The organism is Streptomyces sp. NPDC052042, assembly GCF_044548345.1.
GTDB lineage: Bacteria > Actinomycetota > Actinomycetes > Streptomycetales > Streptomycetaceae > Streptomyces.
In genome coordinates this window covers 15,727-38,580 of record NZ_JBIUBU010000001.1, presented here as the reverse complement: position 1 = coordinate 38,580, position 22,854 = coordinate 15,727, and the positions used below count along the sequence as shown (strand labels likewise).

Sequence of the window (22,854 nt, the reverse complement as noted above, 5' to 3'; positions counted from 1 at the left end):
CGGCTGGCGCCGGTCTCAGGGACGCCGGACGATGCGCTCGGGCGGGAAGAGTTCGGTGCCGGTGGCCCGGGTGTCGTACGAGAGGGTGATGGTCAGCTCGTTCCGATCATTCAGCGGGGACAGGTCGACGGGGTGGGGCAGTGCCGTCAGATCGAGGGAGGTGAGACCGGTCAGCTCGCGGAGGGGGCCCAGGCCCCCGGGAATGTCGCAGTGGAGCAGCCGCAGCGCGCGCAGCCCGGTGAGCGGTGGCAGCAGACGGAGGTCGAGCGGTGACAGCCGATTCAGCATGAGCGATTCCAGGCCGGCGAGTGGTCGTGCGCCGACGAGTTGGAGCAGATGCGCGTTGTCCCAGAAGGAGAGCGTGCGCAGGGCCGTCCAGTGCTCCAGCCCCTCCAGGCTCATGGGTCGGTTCTGGCTGCGAAGCGTCAGGTTGGTGATCCGCTCGCCGACGGGGAGTTCGCCGACGCACTCGATGAGGGAGGACTGCCCCAGGGTGAGTCTGCGGAGATCGGGCATGTCGCCCAGGGGGCCGGGGTCCAGGTCCGGACGCAGTTCGACCAGCGAGAGCCATTCCAGACCAGGGCGGGCCAGTGGGCCGAGGTCCCTGATCGACCGGCAGGCGGTGAGCCCCACCTCGCGCAGCCGGGGCATGGCGGCGATCTGCCCCAGATCACCGAGGGCCTGGTTGTTGAGCACGAAGAGCCGCTCCACATCCGTCCGGGAGGTGACGGCCGGGAAGCGTCCGTGATCACCCTGCACATGAGCCCAGCGCACCACCGGGATGTGAGGCAGCGCGGCCAACTGGGCCTCGGTCCGCACGTAGACGTACGAGCCGGCGTCCCAGGGCCGGTTCGCCAGGATCTCGCGCGCGTAGGTCTCCGCGTCAAAGGAACTCCACGCTGTGGAGAGGGCATTGGCCACCGACCACCGGTGGTCCGAGCTGAAGCGTGAAACAACCTCGTAGGCCGCGTCGCCCTTGATCTCCGCCGCCGTCCGCACGATCGCGGCCGCTTCGCGCTCGTTCACCCCGTCCGGTCCCGGCAGCAGTCCCAGCACCAGCTCGCCGACCTTTGCGAGCGCCTCGGCGTCCTCGGCCGTGGCCGGCGGCAGCAGATCCGAGGTCCGGCGTTCCACCTCCTCCCGGACCCCCGGGTCCACCTCCGGGGCGTGCTCCAGGCTCGCCGCCGCCAGCAGCACCAGCCGGTGTCCGAGGTCGAGGTCCTGGTCCGCGCGGCGGAGCAACCCGCGCAGAAGCCCGGTCCGTTCGTCCAGCCGGGCGTGCCCCACCGCCATCTGCACCACGTCGTCCCAGCCGTCGTCGTGCGCGTTGCGCACCAGCACCCCGAAGTCCCGCGCCTCCACCGCGGCCTTCGCGCCCAGGTAGTCCAGGAACGTCCGGTGCACGAAGTCCACGGCGCCCGGAGCCGGTTCGCGCAGCAGACCGCTGCGGATCAGCAGGTGCGAGAACACCTGCTCCGCCGTGCCCCGCACCTGCGGCATGGCCCGCAGCCAGTCCCCGATCAACGCCACCGCCTGCGCGCGGTCCGCCTCCACCTGGCCGTTGCGGATCAGCCAGTACGCCAGCCGCTGCAACAGCGCCGTCTGCTCCTCACGGGTCAGGTCGACGCCCTCCACGCCCACGATCTCCCGCTCGGTGTCCCGACGGATCAGCAGCATGTCCAGCGCGGCGTCGTACAACTCCTTGCGGGCGCGCGGCAGATGCATCCGACGGTCCCGGTTGAGGGCGCACAGCAACGCGCACATCAGCGGGTTCGTCGCCAGCCGGCCCAGGTCCCGGCGCGCCCCGACCGCCCGGCGCAGCGCGTCCTCGTACGTGTCGAGACCCGCCCGCTCCTCCTGGGAGCGGCACTCCGTCCTCGCGGCGTCGTGCCAGTGCCCGATGAAGGCGCGGATGTCCTCCCGTTCCATCGGCTGCAAGGAGTACGCGGCGAAGTCCTGCCGCTCCAGCCAGCCGTCCGGAACGGCGGACGGCCGGGTCGTCACCACGTAGCGGGCCCGCGGGTAGGCCGCGATCAGGTCCTTGAGCCAGCGTTCGGTCCGGTTGCGCAGCCGCATCGGCACCTCGTCCACCCCGTCCACCAGGACCAGCGCCCGGCCCTCGGCCAGCAGCCGGTCCGCCCAGCCCGCAGGCGCCGCGCCGTGCAGCGGGACGCCGGTCGCGCGCAGGAAGTCGTCCGGCACGGGCAGGGACTCGTACGAGGTGAAGGCGCGCAGCCGCAGGACGAAGGGCACACAGCGGTTCCAGTCCGCGAGCCCGCCGGTGAAGGTGCGTCGCGCCGCGTTGAGTGCCAGCCACTGCACCAGCGTGCTCTTCCCGGAACCCGCGGGTCCGCGCAGCAGAAGCCGGTCGGTGTCCGCGAGCGCCTGCTCGGCCCTGACCGTCACCCGGTCCGGGGCGGACAGCTCCCACCACTCGGGGCCGGAGAGCTCGTGGGAGCTCACCGCCAGGGCGATGTACGCCGTCTCCAGCGGCCACTCGCCCGCCGTCCGTCCCAGCGTCAGCCCGAACAGCCCCATCCGGCTGTGCGTGGCGGCCACGAAGTCCGCGTACCGCCGCTCGAAGTCCAGCGCCGCCGCGTCCGGGCGCGGGCCCGTCCGGGAACGGACGTCCTCGATCAACTCCCTTGTCCGCGCGGTCGAACGGACCTGCTCCACCGCCGCCCGCGCCGCGAACGAGGGCTCGGCGGTCAGTTGTTCCACGACGTGCTCGCAGCACCGGCCGAGCAGTTCCTCGTACAGGCCCGCCGCGCGCTCCGCGAGACCCGCGGCGGGCACCGGCAGTTCGGCGCGCAGCCGCGCCGGGTCCAGGTCCAGGGCGAACAACCGGTCCGCCGTCAGCTCGCCCGCCGCCTCGAACGTGTCCCGTACCGCGTCCACGGCGGCCAGCCGCTCGTGCTCGGGGAGGTCCGCGTACGACTCCGTCAGGCGGCTCCCGAGCACCTTCGCCAGCCGGTCCGGTTTCGCCGGGCGGGGGAGGGGGCGCACCGGATCCGGGACCAGGCCCGCACCGCGTCCTGGACGTACCAGTGACCTGGCGACCGCGCCGGCCACCGTCGTGGCCAGCCTGAGCAACGCGATGTCGAGACCGTGCACGGCAGTTCCTCCCCCGGATGGTGCCAGTCACAGGGATCGTACGACGCCCGCGTCGGCGGAAGTGACCAGACATTTGGCGGAAGTCACCAAATGCTGTTGACATCACGTCTCGCATACTTGTTGGTAACAACATCTGGCCCTGGGCGATCTGCGGCTCTACGGTGCTCGCATGCCGCCGAACCCGCCCGATGTCGTTCTCTGGTCCATCCCGGCCTTCGTCCTGCTCACCGTTCTGGAGATGGCCCTCCACCGCTTCCATCCCGACGAGGACGCCGCCGGGTACGAGACGAAGGACGCGGCCACCAGCGTCACCATGGGACTGGGCAGTCTCTTCTTCGACCTGCTGTGGAAAGTGCCCATCGTGGCGATCTACACCGTGGTCTACGAGCTGACGCCGCTGCGGGTCCCCGTGCTGTGGTGGACCGTCCTGCTGATGCTGCTCTCCCAGGACTTCCTCTACTACTGGTCCCACCGGGGCCACCACGTCATCCGGATCCTGTGGGCCTGTCACGTCGTCCACCATTCCAGCCGGAAGTTCAACCTCACCACCGCCCTGCGCCAGCCCTGGACCTCGTGGAGCGTCTGGCCGTTCTACCTGCCCCTGGTGGCCTGCGGCGTCCACCCGGCCGCGCTCGCGTTCTGCTCGTCGGCGAACCTCGTCTACCAGTTCTGGGTGCACACCGAACGCGTCGACCGGCTTCCCCGGCCGTTCGAGTACGTGCTGAACACGCCCTCCCACCACCGGGTGCACCACGCCTCGCAGGGCGGCTACCTGGACCGCAACTTCGGCGGCATCCTGATCGTCTGGGACCGGCTCTTCGGGACCTTCACCCCCGAGACGGAGCGGCCCGTGTTCGGCCTCACCAAGAACATCGACACGTACAACCCGCTGCGGGTCGCCACCCACGAGTACCTCGCCATCGCCCGTGACGTGCGGGCGGCGGACAGCTGGGGCGAACGCGCCGGGCGGATCTTCCGCGGGCCGGGCTGGCAGCCGGCGGCGACCGCACCGGCCTCCCGTGGCCCCGGAGCCCGCACCACCGAGACGGCGCCCGCAGCCTCCGGGTCCGGCACCACCCAGCCGCCGACAACCCCCACGACCCTTCGCACCGAGGAGCGCGCCGGATGAACGCCCCCACCGGAACGGACCGCCGGGAACGGCTCACCCGCGCGCTGCTCGCCGCCTTCCTGGTGGCCTGCGCCGTCGACCTCGTCGCCGTGCTCGGCGACGTCCGGATCGCCGCCCTTGTCGCCAAGCCCCTGCTGATGCCGCTGCTGGCCGGGTACGCCGCGGCCCGGGGCGGCCCCCGACTGCTCGTCGCCGCACTGCTGTTCGGGTGGGGCGGCGACGTGTTCCTGATGCTGGACGGCGATCTCGCCTTCCTCCTCGGGATGGGCTCCTTCGCCGTCGGACACGTCTGCTACCTGTGGCTGTTCGGCCGCGCCCGGAGCTCGTTGGCCGCCGCGGTGGCGTACGCCGTCGTCCTGGCCGCTGCCATCGCGCTGCTCTGGCCCGGGCTCCCCGCCGAGCTGCGGATCCCGATGGTCGGCTACAGCCTGCTGCTCACGGCGACGGCGTACCGCGCCGGCGTCCTCGGCCGGTACGCGGCCGTCGGCGGGGCGCTCTTCCTGCTCTCCGACGCGCTCATCGCCGTCGGGGTCGCCGACTGGCCGGCACTGCCCGCCCACGGCTTCTGGATCATGCTCACGTACATCGCCGCGCAGTTCCTGCTCACCGCCGGGGCGCTCGCGCCCGGGACGCATCCGTGGCCGCGCGCTCCGTGGGTCCGCGCGTCGGCGGGCGCTCCGGAACCGGAGACCCCGAGGCCGTGAACCCCGTCGCCGGACCGGCCGGGCGGCGGCGGAACCGCTGTGCCACTGGTCGGGAAGAGAGGAGAGGGGCGGCGACCGGTGCCGGCCGCCGCCCCGCGTCCTGCCAAATCCGTTACCAGCGGACCGCGTTCAGCGCGTTCACCATTCCGGCCCCGTAGAAGCCGTTGTAGTTCTTGCCGCCCTCGCAGACGGCGTCGATCACGCCGTCACCGTTGATGTCGTACGGCTCCCCGCACGCGGTGGCGTCGGCCTCGGCCGTCAGGAGCGCCTTCACCACGGCCGGCGAGGCGTACGGGTGCTTCGACTTGATCAGGGCCGCGACGCCCGCGACGTGCGGGGACGCCATGGACGTACCGGCCTTGTAGCCGTACTTGCCGCCCGGCAGGGTGGACAGGATCAGACCGCTCGTGGCGGGCGGCTCGGGGGTCTGGTAGATCGTCGAGTCACCGCCCGGGGCCGCGACGTCGATCATGCCCAGGCCGTAGTTCGAGTACGAGGACTTCAGCCCCTTGGCGCCGGTCGCCGAGACCGTCACGACACCGGGCAGCGTCGCCGGGAGGTCGAGGCATTCGCGCGGGTCGATCGTCCGCTCGATCGCCGTGCTGTCGTTCGGGCTGGTCTTGTCCAGGATCGCGTGCGAGGCCAGGTCGAAGGCGCTGTTCCCGGCCGAGGCCACGTTGACCGTGCCCTTGCGCTCCGCGTAGCGGGTGGCGCGGCCCACGGCCTCGGCCAGCGCGGCCTGGTCCGGGTCGTCCTTGCAGTTGAACATCCACGGGTCGGTGTAATAGCTGTTGTTGGTGACGTCGACGCCGTGCTCCGCGGCCCAGATGAAGCCGCAGACGACGGCCTCGGTGTAGAAGGAGCCGTCCGGGGTGGAAACCTTGATGCCGGAGACCTTCACACCGGGCGCGACGCCCGTGATCCCGATGCCGTTCTTCGCGGCGGCGATGGTGCCCGCCACGTGCGTGCCGTGATCGCTCTCGTCGGCCTTCGGACGCCAGGCGCCGTCCGAGGTGTCCGGCGCACCGGACACGCAGTTGACCGAGGCCCGGCGGTCGAAGTTCGGCGCCAGGTCGGGGTGGGTGTCATCGACACCCGTGTCGATGACCGCGACGGTGACCTTGCTGCTGCCCAGCGAGATGCGGTGCGCCTGGTCCGCCTTGATGGCGGGCAGGTCCCACTGCAGCGGCTCCATCGGGTCCTGCCCGGCGGTCGCCTCCGTCGCCGCGGCCTCGGCCTGCGCGGCGGTGAGCGGCTGCTCGACCTCGATCTCCGTGACGGCCTGCGGAACGATGGGGTTGGTGCGGGTCGCACCCACCGAGTCGACCGCCTTGACCCGGCGCATCGACTGCGCGAAGTCCGGGTTCTGCGAGTGGACGACGATCACGCCGATCTGCTCGTAGGAGGCGACCACCGTGCCACCGGCCGCGGTTATCGCCTTCGTCACCTGCTTGACGGTGCCGTGGTTGGCCCGTGTGTTGACCACGTACGAGAGCTTCGGGCCGTCCGTCGACACCTTCGCCGAGGGCTGCGCCCCCGTCGGGGTGGCGGAGGCGGCACCCGCCGGCAGGAAGCCGAGCGAAGCAGTGAGTGCCAGTCCGACGGAGATCGACAGGGTGCGCGTCCGTCTGGAACCCAGCTGAGCCATGGGGTCTCCACATCATTCGTGCCGAGCGACCGGCCGTTGGATGTGCCGGTCGCGTACATGACCAGTGAAGTTATCCCTGATCACCCCCCTGATCAATGAGTTCGCGGTAATGGAATTTCCTCCGGACGGACGCGCGTGGAGGTGAACGCGGACTTTCGGGGGCGTTCGAGGGGTGCGCACCGGCGGATGGGGGCGCGGACCGGCGGATCGGGGAGTGCGAACGGGCGGTGAACCACCGCGGCACGTCGTCCGTGTCGTAGGCAGGGGAACCCGCCGCTGCCTCGGGGAGAGCGCACCGCGCCTCTGCGACCGGGCGGGGCTCCCAGGCGACAACCCACCGTTCCCGTCATCGCACCCGTGCCGCGAGGAGATTCCGTGACCACCGATGCAGCACCACCGCCCGAAAGCGTTGCGGACACCCGCCCCGCCGAACCGGCGACCGAAGCGTTCGTCGCGGCGCAGGAGAGCGCGGAGTTCGGCGAACTGCGCCGCGCCCACCGCTCGTTCGCCTTCCCGCTGACCGTCGCCTTCGTCCTCTGGTACCTCCTGTACGTGCTGCTGTCCAACTACGCGGGCGGCTTCATGGGCACCAAGGTGTACGGCACCATCAACGTGGCCTTCGTGTTCGGCCTCGCCCAGTTCGTCAGCACGTTCCTCATCGCCTGGCTCTACTCGCGCCACGCCGCCGCCAAGCTCGACCCGAAGGCCGAGGCCATCAAGTACCGTCTGGAGGCCGGCGCATGACCGCCCCTCACCCCTCTTTCTCCGTCCTCCACCTGGCCGCCGCCTCCTCGACCGCCGAGCACCGGCCGCTGATCATCACGTTGTTCGCGGCGTTCGTCGCCGCGACCCTCGGCATCACCATCTGGGCCGGACGGCAGACCAGGAGCGCCTCCGACTTCTACGCCGGCGGCAGGCAGTTCACCGCGTTCCAGAACGGGCTCGCGGTGTCCGGCGACTACATGTCCGCGGCCTCGTTCCTCGGGATCGCCGGCGCCATCGCCCTCTTCGGCTACGACGGTTTCCTGTACTCCATCGGCTTCCTCGTCGCCTGGCTGGTGGCGCTGCTGCTGGTCGCCGAACCGCTGCGCAATTCCGGCCGTTACACGATGGGCGACGTCCTCGCCTACCGGATGCGGCAGCGCCCGGTCCGCACCGCGGCCGGCGTCTCCACCATCGTCGTCTCGATCTTCTACCTGCTGGCGCAGATGGCGGGCGCGGGCGTCCTGGTCGCCCTGCTGCTCGGTATCACCAGCGACGCGGGCAAGATCCTCATCGTCGCGCTGGTCGGCGTCCTGATGATCGTGTACGTCAGCATCGGCGGCATGAAGGGCACCACCTGGGTCCAGATGGTCAAGGCCGTGCTGCTCATCGCCGGTGCGCTGCTGATGACCTTCCTGGTGCTGCTGAAGTTCGACTTCAACGTCTCGGACCTGCTGGGCACGGCCGCGGCGAAGAGCGGCCACGGAACGGCCTTCCTGGAGCCCGGGCTCAAGTACGGGACCACCGGCACCTCGAAGCTGGACTTCATCTCCCTCGGCATCGCGCTGGTCCTCGGCACCGCCGGTCTGCCGCACATCCTGATCCGCTTCTACACGGTGCCGACCGCCAAGGCCGCCCGTAAGTCGGTCAACTGGGCCATCGGCATCATCGGCGCCTTCTACCTGATGACGATCGCGCTCGGCTTCGGCGCCGCGGCGCTGATCGGCCCGGACGAGATCAGTGCGAAGAACCCGGCCGGCAACGCCGCCGCCCCGCAACTCGCCGAATACCTGGGAGGGGTGGGCACCACCGGCGGCGCCGTGCTGCTGGCGGTGATCTCGGCCGTCGCCTTCGCCACCATCCTCGCCGTCGTCGCGGGCCTCACCCTCGCCTCCTCGTCCTCCTTCGCGCACGACATCTACGCCAACGTCATCCGCAAGGGGAAGGCCACCGAGAAGGAGGAGATGCGGGCCGCCCGCTGGGCCACCGTCCTCATCGGCGCGGTCGCGATCGCCCTGGGCGTCTTCGCCCGCGACATGAACGTCGCCGGGCTGGTCGCGCTCGCCTTCGCCGTCGCCGCCTCCGCGAACCTGCCGACCATCCTCTACAGCCTCTTCTGGAAGCGGTTCACCACCCGGGGCGCGCTCTGGTCGATCTACGGCGGTCTGGCCACCTCGGTGATCCTGGTGCTGTTCTCACCGGTCGTCTCCGGCAACGAGAAGACGTCCATGTTCAAGGGGGTCGACTTCGCCTGGTTCCCGTTGGAGAACCCGGGGCTGATCTCCATCCCGCTGGGCTTCCTGCTCGGCTGGATCGGCTCCCTCCTCTCGAAGGAGGAGCCGGACAAGGGCAAGTACGCCGAACTGGAGGTCAAGTCCCTCACCGGCGTCGGAGCCCACTGAGCGGGCCGGGACACCGCCCCGGGCCCTGCCGCGGCACCCCGCGGTACGGCCCGGGACGCTCCCCGCGCCCTGCGAACCCCTCCGATGTCACAGGTCTCGCGTAGGCTGACAAGAACCGGCCTCTCGCAGGAGCCGATCGGCGGACCCGCTCCGGACACCCCGCCATGGGCTCCGCCCGGCGCCCGGCCGGAGCGGAAGCAGGGAAACGGAAACACACGGGCACGGAAACCGGAAGAACGATCCCGGAAACGCAAGCCGGGAAGACGATCGCGGAGGGGGCCGCATGCTCATCGACACGTACGGCAGGGTCGCCACCGATCTGCGCGTGTCGCTGACCGACCGGTGCAATCTGCGCTGCACCTACTGCATGCCGGAAGAGGGCCTGCAGTGGCTGGCCAAGCCCGACCTGCTCAGCGACGACGAGATCGTGCGACTCGTCCGCATCGCCGTCGGCCGCCTCGGCATCACCGAAGTCCGCTTCACCGGTGGCGAGCCGCTGCTGCGCCCCGGGCTCGTCTCCATCATCGAGCGCTGCGCGTCCCTCGGCCCGCGCCCCGAGCTCTCGCTCACCACCAACGGCATCGGCCTGAAGCGTACGGCCGGCGCGCTCGCGGCGGCCGGTCTGGACCGGGTCAACGTCTCGCTGGACACCCTGCGCCCCGATGTCTTCAAGGCGCTCACCCGCCGCGACCGCCACCACGACGTACTGGCCGGTCTCGAAGCCGCGCGCGACGCCGGTCTCGCACCCGTCAAGATCAACACCGTCCTGATGCCGGGGCTCAACGACGACGAGGCCCCCGACCTGCTCGCCTGGGCCATCGAGCACGGATACGAGCTCCGCTTCATCGAGCAGATGCCGCTCGACGCCCAGCACGGCTGGAAGCGCGAAGGCATGATCACGGCGGGCGACATACTCCGGTCGTTGCGCACCCGTTTCACCCTCACGGAGGAGGGCTCGGGCGAGCGTGGATCCGCCCCCGCCGAACGCTGGCTCGTCGACGGCGGGCCCCACCGCGTCGGCGTCGTCGCCTCCGTCACCCGCCCCTTCTGCCGGGCCTGCGACCGGACCAGGCTCACCGCCGACGGGCAGGTGCGCACCTGCCTCTTCGCCCGCGAGGAGACCGATCTGCGCGGCGCCCTGCGGTCGGACGCGCCGGACGAGGAGATCGCCCGGATCTGGGTGCGGGCGATGTGGGGCAAGAAGGCCGGATCCGGCCTCGACGACCCGTCCTTCCTGCAGCCGGACCGGCCGATGTCGGCGATCGGCGGCTGACGGCGGACGTCCGGCCTTCCGTCCGGCGAACGGCCGGCCCCGGCCGCTGAGTCGGGCGGGCGACGGAGGCGAGGCGGGACGACGGGACGAGCGGGGCGGGCGACCCGTCCGGACGGGCCTCAGCGCCCGGCTGCTCCGGACTCCCAGTCGGCCAGCGTCACGACGTCCTTGAGGAAGCCCCGGACACCCAGGAACGACGAGAGGTGCTCGCGGTGTTCCTCGCAGGCCAGCCACGTCTTGCGGCGCTCCGGGGTGTGCACCTTGGGATTGTTCCAGGCCAGCACCCAGACGGCGGCGGTCCGGCAGCCCTTGGCGGAGCAGATGGGTGCGGCGGCGTTCTCGGCCGCGGGATCGGGGGAGTTCACGGACTCAACCCTAAGGGCTGTCCCGTACCCCCCTGGATCAGCCCGGGGCGCGGGTGCCGGGGCGGTCAGGGGGGGCCGACGGGTCGGGGCGCCGCCCGCGGGCACGTGTCCCGACACAGCGAACAAAAACGACGCCGAGCAGCCACGGGGGGAGCTGCCCGGCGTCGGTCTGTCGCTCCGACGGGGGATGCGGAGCGCGTACGCAGTATGTCACGCGGACAGGGGGGTGGTGCACCGTAACCCGAGGATTGATCCGGTGTTCTCGCGAATTCCGGTCCCAGGAGGCTGTCACGCGACCGATATCGCACCCCGGACGTCACCACGGTTCTCGTGGCTCACACGGCTTCCGTGCCACGCTTTCCGTCGGTTTGCCCGCGCCCCGTTCCCTCGGCGGCGGGGGCGGGTTCCGCCGCCGAGGACTTGGGTCCGGCATCGAGCGCGGGGCGTACCGGGGTGGGGACGAACGTCGAGGGGAGCCCGGGGGTGGATTCCCGGCCCGCGTTGGCGATGACCACCGCCACGTAGGGGAGCACGGCTCCCACGACCAGCGCCACGATCGCCACATACCGCTCGATGTTCCACAGCCCCGCGGCCAGGACCACCGAGACCGTCCGCACGGACATCGAGACCACATAGCGCCGCTGCCTGCCGCGCACGTCGTCCGCGAGTCCCTGCCTGGCTCCCGTGATCCGGAAGACCTCCACGGTGTTCTGCTTCGGCATCACGTCTCCACCACCCTTCCCCGGCGCCCGACGGCCGGGGAGACCTCGTTCCGGTACCGGACACCCCGGGCCGGAGGTGTCCCGGACCGGACGCGTCCCGCCCGCACCCACGGTACGCCCGGCGTCCGGCGGCTTCGAGACCGGGGCGGGTCGCATCCGTACGATCCCCCGGTCGGCTCTACCCCCACGGCCCACGGCCCGCGCAGACCGAACGGTCCGGTCGTCCCTGCCGCGAGCGGCCACACGTCCCGGCCGGTCCGCGCGTACGGAGCGGCCACGTCACGCGTACGGACGCGTCCGGCGTGCGACGGACGAGCGCCGCGCCGAGACTGGACCAGGTGCGACAGCGTGTCGCACCTGGTCGCGGGAGGAGGCGACATGGGCTGGCTGTGGGCAATCATCGTGGGACTGGTGCTCGGCCTGATCGCGAAGGCGGTCCTGCCCGGCAAACAGAACATCCCTCTGTGGCTGACGGCGCTCCTGGGCCTGATCGGCGGCACCCTGGGCAATGCCGCCGCCTCCGGGCTCGGAGTCCGCGACACCAAGGGCATCGACTGGACGCGCCATCTGCTCCAGCTGATCGCCGCCGTGATCATCGTCGGCATCGGCAGCGCGGTGTGGAACGCGGTCCGCGGCAACGGGCGCAGACCCGCGGGCCGCGACCACGAAGTCTGACCCCCGGAAAACGGCGCACCGGGGCACGAAACACCGCGGCCGGGCACCCGTCACGGCTGCCCGGCCGCGGTGCCGGTGCTCATGGTTCCCGGCCGCCCGAGGGAATCCCCGAGCGGCCGGGAACCGGCAAGGCCGGGATCAGCCGGTGACCTCGACGGCGGCGAGGTTCTTCTTGCCCCGGCGCAGCACCAGCCAGCGTCCGTGCAGCAGGCACTCACGCTCCGGGGCGCTCTCGCCGTCCGTGACCTTGACGTTGTTCACGTACGCGCCGCCCTCCTTCACCGTGCGGCGGGCACCCGACTTGCTCGGTGCCAGACCGACCTCCACCAGGAGGTCCACCAGCGGGCCGAGTTCGGCGACCCGGGCGTGCGGGACCTCGGACAGCGCGGCACTCAGCGTCGCCTCGTCCAGCTCGCTCAGTTCGCCCTGTCCGAAGAGGGCCTTCGACGCGGCGACCACCGCGGCGCACTGGTCGGCGCCGTGCACCAGCGTCGTCAGCTCCTCGGCCAGCGCGCGCTGCGCCGTACGGGCCTGCGGGCGCTCCTCGGTGACCTTCTCCAGCTCCTCCAGCTCCGCCGGGGTGCGGAAGCTGAGGACGCGCATGTACCGGGAGACGTCCCGGTCGTCCACGTTCAGCCAGAACTGGTAGAAGGCGTACGGCGTCGTCAGCGTCGGGTCGAGCCAGACGGCCCCGCCCTCGGTCTTGCCGAACTTGGTCCCGTCCGCCTTCGTCATCAGCGGCGTCGCCAGCGCGTGCACCTCGGCACCCGGCTCCAGGCGGTGGATCAGGTCGAGACCCGCGGTGAGGTTGCCCCACTGGTCGCTGCCGCCCTGCTGGAGGGTGCAGCCGTAGCGCCGGTACAGCTCCAGGAAGTCCATGCTCTGGAGCAGCTGGTAGCTGAACTCGGTGTAGCTGATGCCCTCGTCGGACTCCAGGCGGCGGGCGATGGCGTCCTTGGTCAGCATCTTGTTGACCCGGAAGTGCTTGCCGACATCGCGCAGGAACTCGATCGCGGACATGCCCGCGGTCCAGTCCAGGTTGTTCACCATGATCGCGGCGTTGTCGCCCTCGAAGGACAGGAACGGCTCGATCTGCCTGCGCAGCCCCGACACCCATTCGGCGATGGTCTCCGGGGGGTTCAGCGTGCGCTCGGCGGTCGGCCTCGGGTCGCCGATCTGGCCGGTGGCCCCGCCGACCAGGGCGATCGGCCGCAGCCCCGCCTGCTGGAGCCGGCGCATCGTGAGCACCTGCACCAGGTGGCCGACATGCAGACTCGCCGCGGTGGGGTCGTAGCCGCAATAGAACGTGACGGGGCCGTCCGCGAGAGCCTTGCGCAGTGCGTCTTCATCGGTGGACTGGGCGAACAGCCCGCGCCACTTCAGCTCGTCGACGATGTCCGTCACGGTACTTTCTCTCCTCGCATGTGCATCGGAAGGGCGTCCGTACGCCGCAGGGCGCCGGACGGCACCGGCCAGTCTAGTGCCGTGACCGGGAAGGACCGCCGGGAAGCCCTCGCCGTCCGGTGCGTGCCCTCGTAAGGCGGAGTACCACCCGTGTACCGGACGCACACGGGTGATGCGCCGACGCGGCGAGGGAGGGGGCTTTCCCGCTCGAACGATGCCGGGAACGCCGAGCACCCGGGCGAGCGCCGGACGTCGCGATCCGGTGACCCTTCCCGGCCGCGGCACCAGCCGGGCGCGGCTCAGACGCCGGGGCTCACGGAACTCATGTTGAAGTCCGGGATCCGCAGTGCCGGAGCGGCGGCCCGGGTGAACCAGTCGCTCCACTCGCGTGGCAGCGTCCTCTCCGTACGGCCCGCCTCCGCGGCCCGCGACAGCAGGTCCACCGGCGACTCGTTGAACCGGAAGTTGTTCACCTCGCCGACGACCTCGCCGTTCTCGACGAGATACACCCCGTCGCGGGTCAGCCCGGTCAGCAGCAGCGTCGCCGGATCGACCTCCCTGATGTACCACAGGCAGGTCAGCAGCAGTGCGCGGCCGGTCGTCGCGGCCACCATCTCCTCCAGGGACTGTTCCCCGCCGCCGTCGAGCAGCAGGTTGTCGATCGTCGGCGCGAGCGGCAGCCCGGTCAGCCCCGCCGTGTGCCGGGTGGTCGTCAGATGCTCCAGCCTGCCGTCCCGGATCCATTCGGTCGGCGCCAGTGGCAGGCCGTTGTCGAAGACGGACGCGCTGTCCCCGGACGCGTGGGCGATCACGAACGGCGCCGACTCGAGGCCCGGCGCGTGCGGATCGCTGCGCAGCGACAGCGGCAGCTCGGTCAGGGTCTCGCCGAGCCGTGTCCCGCCGCCCGGCCTGGAGAACACCGTGCGGCCCTCCGCGGCGTCGCGCGCCGACGACGACCAGAGCTGGTAGACCAGCAGATCGGCCACGGCGGACGGCGGCAGCAGCGTCTCGTACCGCCCGGCCGGCAGCTCGACGCGGCGTTCGGCCCAGCGCAGCCGCCCGGCCAGCTCCGCGTCCAGCGCGATCGGGTCGACGTCCTTGAAGTCGCGGGTGGAACGGCCCGCCCAGGTCGACCGGGTCCGGTCGGGGGACTTGGCGTTGAGCTCCATCGTCCCGTTCGGCTGGTCGTGGCGCAGCCGCAGGCCCGTCGACGTGCCGAGGTACGTCGAGGTCATCTGGTGGTGGGCGAAGCCGTACAGCTCCCGGCCGCCCGACCGGGCGCGGGCGAACGCGTCGCCCAGCGCCGGGGCGAACTCCGCGAACACGTCCGACCCCGTCTCGGCCGGCCCGTCCGTGAAACCGGGGGACGGCGGTACCCCGTCGACCAGCGGCTGCGCGTCCTCCGCCGGACCGGCCCCGCGCGCGGCGGCCTCGGCCGCCCGCACCAGCGGCTCCAGCTCGTCGGCGGTGACCGCGGACCGCGACACCACCCCGGACGCGGTCCCCTGCGCACCATCGACGGTCGCGATGACGGTGAGGGTCCGCCCCCGTGTCACCCCGTTCGTGGTCAGCGCGTTGCCGGCCCAGCGCAGATTGGCGGACGACTCCTCGTCGGCGATGACGACACAGCCGTCGGTGGTGGACAGTTCGAGCGCCCGCTCGACGATCTCGTGCGGCTTCGTCACGCGGCTCATCGCCCCGCCTCCTGCGTCGTGTTGAGACTGTGCCCGCCCGGGGGACGCCCCCCGGACCCGCGGCCGGTTCCGTGGTGACCGCTCATCGCCCGGCCTCCTGGGTCGTGTTGAGGATGCTCACACCCCGGAAGAGGGCGGAGGGGCAGCCGTGCGAGACGGCCGCGACCTGGCCCGGCTGGGCCTTGCCGCAGTTGAAGGCGCCGCCCAGGACGTACGTCTGCGGGCCGCCGACCTTCTCCATCGAGCCCCAGAAGTCCGTCGTCGTCGCCTGGTAGGCGACATCGCGCAGCTGACCGGCCAGCCGTCCGTTCTCGATGCGGAAGAACCGCTGACCCGTGAACTGGAAGTTGTAGCGCTGCATGTCGATCGACCAGGACCGGTCGCCGACCACGTAGATGCCGCGTTCCACCCCGCCGATCAGGTCCTCCGTGGACAGCCCGCCCGGATCCGGCCGCAGCGACACGTTCGCCATCCGCTGCACGGGCACATGGGCGGACGAGTCCGCGAACGCGCAGCCGTTGGAGCGGCCCAGCCCCGTCAGCTTCGCCATCCTCCGGTCGAGCTGGTACCCGACCAGGGACCCGTCCCTGATGAGGTCCCAGGACTGCGCCTCGACCCCCTCGTCGTCGTACCCGATGGTGGCGAGCCCGTGCTCGGCCGTCCGGTCTCCGGTCACGTTCATCACGGGGGAGCCGTAGGCCAGCGTGCCCAACTGGTCGAAGGTGGCGAACGACGTCCCCGCGTACGCCGCCTCGTACCCCAGCGCCCGGTCCAGCTCGGTGGCGTGGCCGATCGACTCGTGGATGGTCAGCCACAGGTTCGACGGATCGACGACCAGGTCGTACGTCCCCGCCTCGACGCTCGGCGCGCGCATCTTCTCCGCCAGCAGCCCGGGGATCTCCGCCAACTCCCGGTCCCAGTCCCAGCCGGTTCCGGTCAGGTACTCCCAGCCGCGGCCCACCGGCGGGGCGAGCGTCCGCATCGAGTCGAACTCGCCGGTGGTCCCGTCCACGGCGACCGCGGTGACCTCCGGGTGCAGCCGCACCCGCTGCTGGGTGGTGACGGTGCCCGCCGTGTCCGCGTAGAACTTGTTCTCGTGAACGGTCGTCAGCGCGGCGTCCACATGCGCGACCCCGTCCGCCCGCAGCAGCCGTCCGCTCCACTCGGCGAGCAGTCCCGTCTTCTCCTCGTCCGGCACGGAGAACGGGTCGATCTCGTACGACGAGACCCAGGTCCGCTCGCCGTGCACCGGCTCGTCGGCCAGCTCCACCCGCTCGTCCGACCCGGCCGCCGCGATCACCTTCGCCGACAGTTTCGCCAGGGCGACGGCCTGCGAGGCCACCTTCGCCGCGGCGTCCATCGTCAGGTCCACGCCCGACGCGAAACCCCATGCCCCGCCGTGCACCACCCGCACCGCGTACCCGAGATCGGTGGTGTCCGAGCTTCCGGAGAGCCGGGCGTCCCGCAGCCGCCAGGAGGCGCTGCGCACCCGCTCGAAGCGGAAGTCCGCGTGCGTGGCCCCGAGCGCCCGGGCCCGGGCGAGCGCCGCGTCGGCCAGGGAGCGCAGCGGCAGGGCCAGGAATGACTGATCTACTTCGTGGGCCACGAAGGGCTCCCCTTCCTCTGGTGGGTCCTGGCAGTGAATCATGGCGCGCTCCGCCGACGGACGCATACGGGTTCGGGGCGGCCTCCGGGACTCCCGTACAGCGGCGCGCGGACCGTGAGCCCCGGGGCCGTCGCGGCGCGTACGGCCGGCGGGTGCCGGTGCTTTCCGCGCCGGTCCCGGAATTGACGGAACGAAGGACTCCGGGTCCGAGGGCAACTGTAGGAACCCCACAGTGCCCGGTGGAAGGCGCTGTCAGGGGCCGATTCCCCGCGGGGCGGGTGGTACCGATAGGTTTCCGAGGTACCAGACCGCTATCGAAAGGGTGATCCGTTGAGCCGCTCGGTTCTCGTCACCGGAGGAAACCGGGGCATCGGCCTCGCCATCGCCCGCGCTTTCGCCGCCAACGGCGACAAGGTCGCGATCACCTTCCGCTCCGGCGAGCCCCCCCAGGAACTCACCGAGGCGGGCTGCCTCGCGGTCCGTTGCGACATCACGGACGCCGAACAGGTGGAGCAGGCCTACAAGGAGATCGAGGACAAGCACGGCCCCGTCGAGGTGCTGGTCGCCAACGCCGGCATCACCAAGGACCAGCTGCTGATGCGGATGTCCGAGGACGACTTCACGTCCGTGGTCGACACCAACCTCACCGGCACGTTCCGGGTCGTCAAGCGTGCCAACCGCGGCATGCTGCGGGCCAAGAAGGGCCGCGTCGTCCTCATCTCCTCCGTCGTCGGGCTGCTCGGCTCGGCGGGGCAGGCGAACTACGCCGCCTCCAAGGCGGGACTGGTCGGCTTCGCCCGGTCGCTGGCCCGTGAACTCGGCTCGCGCAACATCACCTTCAACGTCGTCGCACCCGGTTTCGTCGACACCGACATGACCCAGGTGCTCACCGAGGAGCAGCGCAAGGGCATCGTGTCCCAGGTGCCGCTCGGCCGCTACGCGCAGCCCGAGGAGATCGCCGCCGCGGTCCGGTTCCTCGCCTCCGACGACGCGTCGTACATCACTGGAGCCGTCATCCCCGTTGACGGCGGATTGGGCATGGGTCACTGATCACCATGAGCGGAATCCTCGACGGCAAGCGCATCCTCGTCACCGGTGTGCTGATGGAGTCGTCCATCGCGTTCCACGCCGCCAAGGTGGCCCAGGAACAGGGCGCCGAAGTCATCCTGACCGCCTTCCCCCGGCCCACGCTGACCGAGCGCATCGCCAAGAAGCTGCCGAAGCCGGCCAAGGTCATCGAGCTGGACGTGACCAACACCGAGCACCTGGACCGGCTCGCGGACCTGGTCCGTGACGAGCTCGGTTCGCTCGACGGCGTCGTCCACTCCATCGGCTTCGCGCCGCAGGACGCGCTCGGCGGCAACTTCCTGAACACCCCGTTCGAGTCCGTCGCCACCGCGATGCACGTCTCGGCGTTCTCGCTGAAGTCGCTCGCCATGGCCTGCAAGCCGCTGATGAACGAGGGCGGCTCGATCGTCGGCCTCACCTTCGACGCGCAGTTCGCCTGGCCGCAGTACGACTGGATGGGCCCGGCCAAGGCCGCGCTGGAGGCCACCTCCCGCTACCTCGCCCGCGACCTGGGCAAGGACAACATCCGCTGCAACCTGGTCTCGGCCGGACCGCTCAGCTCCATGGCCGCGAAGTCCATCCCGGGCTTCTCCGATCTGGCCAAGGTGTGGGACAGCCGTTCCCCGCTGAACTGGGACATGGCGGACCCGGAGCCGGCCGGCCGCGGCATCGTCGCCCTGCTCTCGGACTTCTTCCCGAAGACCACGGGCGAGATCGTCCACATCGACGGTGGCGTGCACATGATGGGCGCCTGACCTCGCACGAGACCCACGCGTAGGCCCCCGCCGGTACCGGCGGGGGCCGGGCGAGGAGCTGTGACACGGCCGCGTACCGCTTCGAACAGGCGGTACGCGGCCGTCGTGCGTCACGGCCCGGCCCCGGCCGCCCCGTACGGGCGGGGGCCTGCGCGCTCAAGTCGAAAAGGCGGTCGGCCCACCGCAGAATGATGGAGGAAACGGAGGAACCGAACTTTCGGTCGGGCTGTGGGAGGAGACTCGCCGTGCGTTCCACACCTCGCCGAAACCGGAACCTGTCGACGGTCTCTCTGGCCATGGCCGGTCTCGCCGCCGGAATCATCGTTCCCCTGGGCATCTCCGCGGGGCTGTCCGCGGTGGGACGGGCCGGGGGCGGGGCGGCCGCCCCCTCCTCTCCCGCCCCGGAGCCCTCCGGGGCGGATTGCCGTACGTCGGTGCGGGGATCGCACGTCGTCGCCTACTGCCACAACCCGTACCCCTCCACCGACCGCGTCCAGCTGCACACCGAATGCCGCCGCTGGTGGGACGTGGACGCGGACACCGCCCCCGTCGACGTCGGACCGGGACGCACCGTGCGGATCGACGACCGCTGCTGGAAGGAGGTCGCGTCCGTCTGGGTCACCCACCGGGCGCCGACGGCCCCCAGATGATCCGCCCGGCGGGGTGCCGCGGCCCGCGTCCGCCCGAGCGGATCACACGCGGTCCAGCTGGCAGTTCAGTGAGTGGCTCGCGGCCTCGGCCGCCGCCCTCTCCGCGTCCCCCGCCCGGATCGCCTCGACCAGCCGGCCGTGGTCCATGTAGTCCTCCGGCCGCAGCTCCTGGCCGACATTGCTCCTGAGGCGGTCCCGCACCAGGCTGCCCAGGTCGGCGTAGAGGCTGGTCAGCACCTCATTGTGCGAGGCCGCGACCACGGCCAGATGCAGCGTCGCGTCCGCCTCCACGAACGCCTCGGCGTCACCGTCGACCCAGGTCTCCTCGCGCCGCGCCATGAGCGTGTCCAACTGCTTCAGGTCCCGCTCGGTGCGCCGGGAGGCGGCCAGCCGGGCCGCCGACGACTCCAGGGTGGACCGCAACTCGGCGATGTGCCGAGGATCGGCGCCGGCGAAACGACGGTGCATCACCCCGGCCAGTTCGCTGGTGGCGACGACATAGGTGCCCGAGCCCTGACGGATGTCGAGCAGCCCGTTGTGCGCGAGCGCGCGCACGGCCTCGCGGACCGTGTTGCGCGCCACTCCCAGCCGCTCCACCAGTTCGGGCTCGGTGGGAATGCGTGAACCCACGGGCCACTCGCCCGAGGTGATCTGATTCCTCAACTGGGCAATCACCTGATCGGCGAGTGCCGAACGTCGCGGAGACGTCAGCGCCATGGTGCTCCTTGCTCGGGTCGGTCGGGTTCTCGGGGGTGGTTCCGGGGGAGCGGGTCACGGGGCGGCCGGGTCCGCCCGGGGCATCCCGGAGCGGGTGCGAGGAACGGGCGCCCCACGGCCCCCATCGCCCGACCCCTGCCCGTACGCGCGAGACACGGTCCCGTGCGCCGCGCGAGGAGCAGTCTGTACAACGCGCGCGGCGTACGGGACGGGCGTGACGCATGAGGCTCCCGGATGTCCCCGGCCGTTCCCCGACGTTCTCAGAGGATTGGACAAGTAATCATCCCATGATTCTATGATGAGCTCATGTCCGACGACCAGACCCAGCCGCAGAACCGGAACCGAACCCGGACCCTGAGCCACGCCGATGCCCCGGACAGCCCGACCGGAGCCCCGGCCCCGCACGTCTCGCGGACCGCACCGGCCACGGCGGCCCCCCGCTGGCTGCTCCCGCTGGTCACCGTCGGGCTCGTCCTCACCGCGCTCAACCTCCGCCCCGCCATCACCAGCCTCGGCGCCCTGCTCGAAGAGGTCCGCGAGGGGCTGCACATGAGCGGCAGCGTCGCCGGTGTCCTCACCTCCGTGCCGCCGCTCTGCTTCGCGGTCTTCGGCATCACGGCCCCCCGCCTCGCCCGTCGCTTCGGGCCGGCCGCCGTCGTCTGCGTCGGCATGATGGCCATCGCGGCGGGGCTGGCGATCCGGCCCCTGGTCGGCAACACGGCGGCCTTCCTCGCCGCCAGCGCGCTCGCCCTCATGGGCATCGCCGTCAGCAACGTCCTGATGCCGGTGATCGTCAGGCGCTGGTTCCCGCACCGCGTCGGCACCGTGACCGGGCTCTATTCGATGGCCCTGGCCCTCGGCACCTCGCTGACCGCCGCCATCACCGTGCCCGTGACCAGTGCGCTGGGCGGAAGCTGGCGCATGGGCCTCGGCGTCTGGGCCGTCCTGGCCGCCGTGGCGATCCTGCCCTGGCTCCCGCTGGTGCGGGACCGGAGCGGCGCCCAGGAGCGGTCCGCGGTCCAGCACCGGGACACCCCGGAGATCAAGATCACCCGCAGCCGTACCGCCTGGGCGCTCGCCTGCTTCTTCGGCCTCCAGGCCACCGCCGCGTACATCACCATGGGGTGGATGCCCCAGATCTTCCGCGACGCGGGGGTCTCGGCCGGCACCGCCGGCCTGCTGCTCGCCGTCACGATGGCCCTGGGCGTGCCGCTGGCCTTCGTCATCCCCGGGGTCGCCTCCCGGTTGAGGAACCAGGGCCCGATCGTCTTCTTCCTCGGTTTCTGCGGCCTCATCGGTTATGCGGGCCTCCACTTCGCACCGGCCGCCGGGGCCTGGGCCTGGGCGCTGCTCCTCGGCATCTCCAACTGCGCCTTCCCGCTGGCCCTGACCATGATCGGGATGCGGTCGCGCAGCGGGGCCGGAGTGGTCCGCCTCTCCGCGTTCGCGCAGTCCGTCGGCTACCTCATCTCGATCCCCGGCCCGCTGCTCATCGGCGTCCTCTACCAGCACAGCGGCGGCTGGGGCCTGCCGCTCGCGCTGATGGCCGGCCTCATGGTGCCGCAGATGGTGGCCGGTTTCCTGGCGGGGCGGGACCGGACGATCGAGGACGAGTGCTGAGATGCGAGACTGACCCCATGTCTCCTGTGCTCGACCCGAATCCTCAGAACGGCCAGAAGAAGCTCCTCCTCGTGCTCGGGGCGATGCTTCTCATCACCGTGGTCGTCGCGGTGATCGCCTCGATCGCGTCACCCTGACCCGGCCGGGGCCCGAGCGGCCCCGCCCCGGCCCGGCCGCTCGGCCCCACTCGGTACGACCGGGTGAGGGTGGGGCCAGCACCACCATCCCCTAGGGGGCCGGGCTCAGGGAGAAGTGGGTGGGTCACCGGATGGGGCCGACGCCCCCGCGTCCGTAGGTTCGTGGGTGTCGGACACCAGCGATCCACGGAGGCGGAGCATGGCGGCTCCCGTACCCACCCTGCCCTCAGGCCCGTCCACGGGCGGAGTCGGCGTGCGGCTGCCGTGGTGGGCCGTCGCGCTGCCCGCGGTCGCGTTCGCCGTGCTCCTGTTGATGATCGTGGGGCCCGATGAGGCGCGCGCGGCGACGGCCGACCCCGCGCTCGGCAGGCTCTTCGCGCGCGTCCTCTCCCTGCTGACCGGCTGACGCCGTCCACGGCCGACGAGGGCCTCGTGAACCCCTGCGCCGGGTGGCATGTTTCATGCGAAGCTGAGGGGTATGAGCGTCGATACACCTCGCAGGATCGTCCTTCTCAGGCACGCCAAGGCGGAATGGTCGCAGGAATCCGACCACGAGCGGCCGCTCGCGGAGCGTGGCCGCAGGGACGCCCCCGTCGTGGGCCGCAAACTCGTCGACTCCGGGATCACCCTCGATCTGGCCCTCTGCTCGACCGCCGCCAGGACGCGCGAGACGTGGAAGCTCGCGGTGCACGAGATGCCGCGGCGCCCGCGGACCGTGTACGAGGAGCGGCTGTACGAGGCGTCTCCCGGCGAACTGATCGCCCTGATCAACGAGACGCCCGACGACGTGCGCGATCTGCTGGTCGTCGGTCACAACCCCGGTATGCACGCGGTCGCGGACGCCCTCTCGGACTCGGCCGAGGGGGACGCCCTGGCCAGGATGCACCGCGGCGGCTTCCCGACCGCGGCCTTCGCCGTCGTCGCGTTCTCCGGCACCTGGAAGGGCGTGGAGCACGGCGTGGGCAGGCTGGTCGAGTACTGGACCCCCAACGACTGACACCGCATCACGCGAGGGAACAGGGCCCCGGCACGGAAGGTCACCGCCTCCGCGCCGGGGCCCTGCCCGTGACCGCCCTTCCGACGCCCTCGGCATCCCCGAGGTGCCCCGGGCGTCCGGCGCGACGAGCGATCAACCGGACCAGGGCGAACGCCGAACGCCGAGGAGGCGACGACGGATGCCGAGCGGGAC

Annotated in this window: 21 protein-coding genes; 13 read left to right on the top strand and 8 right to left on the bottom strand. The window is 71.4% G+C overall.

Features of this window, described 5'->3' with window-relative positions:
* Positions 1–15: 15 nt before the first annotated feature.
* Positions 16–3,114, bottom strand: a complete 3,099-nt coding sequence (locus ACIHCL_RS00180) for an NACHT domain-containing protein (RefSeq protein WP_399855018.1) — start codon at positions 3,112–3,114, stop codon at positions 16–18.
* A gap of 169 nt (positions 3,115–3,283) precedes the next feature.
* On the opposite strand from ACIHCL_RS00180, the gene ACIHCL_RS00175 reads away from it, so the two are divergent.
* Together ACIHCL_RS00175 and ACIHCL_RS00170 are read left to right on the top strand one after the other, a co-directional pair.
* The gene (locus ACIHCL_RS00175) at positions 3,284–4,243 is read left to right on the top strand and encodes a sterol desaturase family protein (RefSeq protein WP_399855016.1); all 960 of its coding nucleotides are present in this window, start codon (positions 3,284–3,286) and stop codon (positions 4,241–4,243) included.
* Positions 4,240–4,947: a lysoplasmalogenase gene (locus ACIHCL_RS00170; RefSeq protein WP_399855013.1), complete on the top strand. Its 708-nt coding sequence runs from the start codon at positions 4,240–4,242 to the stop codon at positions 4,945–4,947. The genes ACIHCL_RS00175 and ACIHCL_RS00170 overlap by 4 nt, the downstream gene beginning before the upstream one ends.
* 112 nt (positions 4,948–5,059) lie before the next feature.
* Here ACIHCL_RS00170 and ACIHCL_RS00165 read toward each other — a convergent pair whose 3' ends face one another.
* Positions 5,060–6,595: a S8 family peptidase gene (locus ACIHCL_RS00165; RefSeq protein WP_399855011.1), complete on the bottom strand. Its 1,536-nt coding sequence runs from the start codon at positions 6,593–6,595 to the stop codon at positions 5,060–5,062.
* Between the two features lie 375 nt (positions 6,596–6,970).
* Here ACIHCL_RS00165 and ACIHCL_RS00160 point away from each other — a divergent pair, with 375 nt between their 5' ends.
* The 3 genes from ACIHCL_RS00160 to moaA all read left to right on the top strand — a co-directional run bounded on the left by ACIHCL_RS00160 (position 6,971) and on the right by moaA (position 10,252).
* On the top strand, positions 6,971–7,339 hold the full coding sequence (locus ACIHCL_RS00160; RefSeq protein WP_399855008.1) for a DUF485 domain-containing protein: 369 nt from the start codon (positions 6,971–6,973) through the stop codon (positions 7,337–7,339).
* Positions 7,336–8,979 carry a cation acetate symporter gene (locus tag ACIHCL_RS00155; protein WP_399855006.1) on the top strand — a complete coding sequence of 548 codons (1,644 nt, stop codon included), beginning with the start codon at positions 7,336–7,338 and terminating at the stop codon, positions 8,977–8,979. The genes ACIHCL_RS00160 and ACIHCL_RS00155 overlap by 4 nt, the downstream gene beginning before the upstream one ends.
* 283 nt (positions 8,980–9,262) lie before the next feature.
* Positions 9,263–10,252 (top strand): GTP 3',8-cyclase MoaA, encoded by a 990-nt coding sequence (gene moaA, locus ACIHCL_RS00150; RefSeq protein ID WP_399855003.1) that lies wholly within the window; start codon positions 9,263–9,265, stop codon positions 10,250–10,252.
* 119 nt (positions 10,253–10,371) lie between these two features.
* Here moaA and ACIHCL_RS00145 read toward each other — a convergent pair whose 3' ends face one another.
* Together ACIHCL_RS00145 and ACIHCL_RS00140 are read right to left on the bottom strand one after the other, a co-directional pair.
* Positions 10,372–10,617: a hypothetical protein gene (locus ACIHCL_RS00145; protein WP_399855000.1), complete on the bottom strand. Its 246-nt coding sequence runs from the start codon at positions 10,615–10,617 to the stop codon at positions 10,372–10,374.
* 335 nt (positions 10,618–10,952) lie between these two features.
* On the bottom strand, positions 10,953–11,339 hold the full coding sequence (locus ACIHCL_RS00140; RefSeq protein WP_399854998.1) for a DUF3099 domain-containing protein: 387 nt from the start codon (positions 11,337–11,339) through the stop codon (positions 10,953–10,955).
* 378 nt (positions 11,340–11,717) lie between these two features.
* Here ACIHCL_RS00140 and ACIHCL_RS00135 point away from each other — a divergent pair, with 378 nt between their 5' ends.
* Entirely contained in the window at positions 11,718–12,014 is a 297-nt protein-coding gene (locus ACIHCL_RS00135; RefSeq protein ID WP_399857044.1) for a GlsB/YeaQ/YmgE family stress response membrane protein, read from the top strand.
* 138 nt (positions 12,015–12,152) lie between these two features.
* Here ACIHCL_RS00135 and tyrS read toward each other — a convergent pair whose 3' ends face one another.
* The 3 genes from tyrS to ACIHCL_RS00120 all read right to left on the bottom strand — a co-directional run bounded on the left by tyrS (position 12,153) and on the right by ACIHCL_RS00120 (position 16,718).
* Entirely contained in the window at positions 12,153–13,418 is a 1,266-nt protein-coding gene (gene tyrS / locus ACIHCL_RS00130) for a tyrosine--tRNA ligase (protein WP_399854995.1), read from the bottom strand.
* 299 nt (positions 13,419–13,717) lie between these two features.
* Complete coding sequence (locus ACIHCL_RS00125) at positions 13,718–15,112, bottom strand: metallopeptidase TldD-related protein (RefSeq protein ID WP_399854993.1); 1,395 nt, start codon at positions 15,110–15,112, stop codon at positions 13,718–13,720.
* A gap of 82 nt (positions 15,113–15,194) precedes the next feature.
* Positions 15,195–16,718, bottom strand: coding sequence for a TldD/PmbA family protein (locus ACIHCL_RS00120; RefSeq protein ID WP_399854990.1), 1,524 nt, complete (start codon positions 16,716–16,718; stop codon positions 15,195–15,197).
* Between the two features lie 330 nt (positions 16,719–17,048).
* Here ACIHCL_RS00120 and fabG point away from each other — a divergent pair, with 330 nt between their 5' ends.
* The 3 genes from fabG to ACIHCL_RS00105 all read left to right on the top strand — a co-directional run bounded on the left by fabG (position 17,049) and on the right by ACIHCL_RS00105 (position 19,191).
* A complete protein-coding gene (gene fabG / locus ACIHCL_RS00115) occupies positions 17,049–17,768 on the top strand; it encodes a 3-oxoacyl-[acyl-carrier-protein] reductase (protein WP_399854988.1) in 720 nt (239 codons plus the stop codon).
* 5 nt (positions 17,769–17,773) lie between these two features.
* Entirely contained in the window at positions 17,774–18,541 is a 768-nt protein-coding gene (gene fabI / locus ACIHCL_RS00110; protein ID WP_399854986.1) for an enoyl-ACP reductase FabI, read from the top strand.
* 245 nt (positions 18,542–18,786) lie between these two features.
* On the top strand, positions 18,787–19,191 hold the full coding sequence (locus ACIHCL_RS00105; RefSeq protein WP_399854983.1) for a hypothetical protein: 405 nt from the start codon (positions 18,787–18,789) through the stop codon (positions 19,189–19,191).
* A gap of 42 nt (positions 19,192–19,233) precedes the next feature.
* Here the strand turns inward: ACIHCL_RS00105 and ACIHCL_RS00100 are convergent, their stop codons facing one another.
* Positions 19,234–19,908, bottom strand: coding sequence for a FadR/GntR family transcriptional regulator (locus ACIHCL_RS00100; protein WP_399854980.1), 675 nt, complete (start codon positions 19,906–19,908; stop codon positions 19,234–19,236).
* A 306-nt stretch (positions 19,909–20,214) separates the two neighbouring features.
* Here ACIHCL_RS00100 and ACIHCL_RS00095 point away from each other — a divergent pair, with 306 nt between their 5' ends.
* From ACIHCL_RS00095 to ACIHCL_RS00080, 4 genes are all read left to right on the top strand, one after another.
* Positions 20,215–21,528 (top strand): CynX/NimT family MFS transporter, encoded by a 1,314-nt coding sequence (locus ACIHCL_RS00095; protein WP_399854977.1) that lies wholly within the window; start codon positions 20,215–20,217, stop codon positions 21,526–21,528.
* A 26-nt stretch (positions 21,529–21,554) separates the two neighbouring features.
* Positions 21,555–21,665: an SGM_5486 family transporter-associated protein gene (locus ACIHCL_RS00090; RefSeq protein WP_399857042.1), complete on the top strand. Its 111-nt coding sequence runs from the start codon at positions 21,555–21,557 to the stop codon at positions 21,663–21,665.
* A 199-nt stretch (positions 21,666–21,864) separates the two neighbouring features.
* Positions 21,865–22,071, top strand: a complete 207-nt coding sequence (locus ACIHCL_RS00085) for a hypothetical protein (RefSeq protein ID WP_399854974.1) — start codon at positions 21,865–21,867, stop codon at positions 22,069–22,071.
* A gap of 72 nt (positions 22,072–22,143) precedes the next feature.
* Positions 22,144–22,662: a SixA phosphatase family protein gene (locus tag ACIHCL_RS00080; RefSeq protein WP_399854971.1), complete on the top strand. Its 519-nt coding sequence runs from the start codon at positions 22,144–22,146 to the stop codon at positions 22,660–22,662.
* Positions 22,663–22,854: the final 192 nt, after the last annotated feature.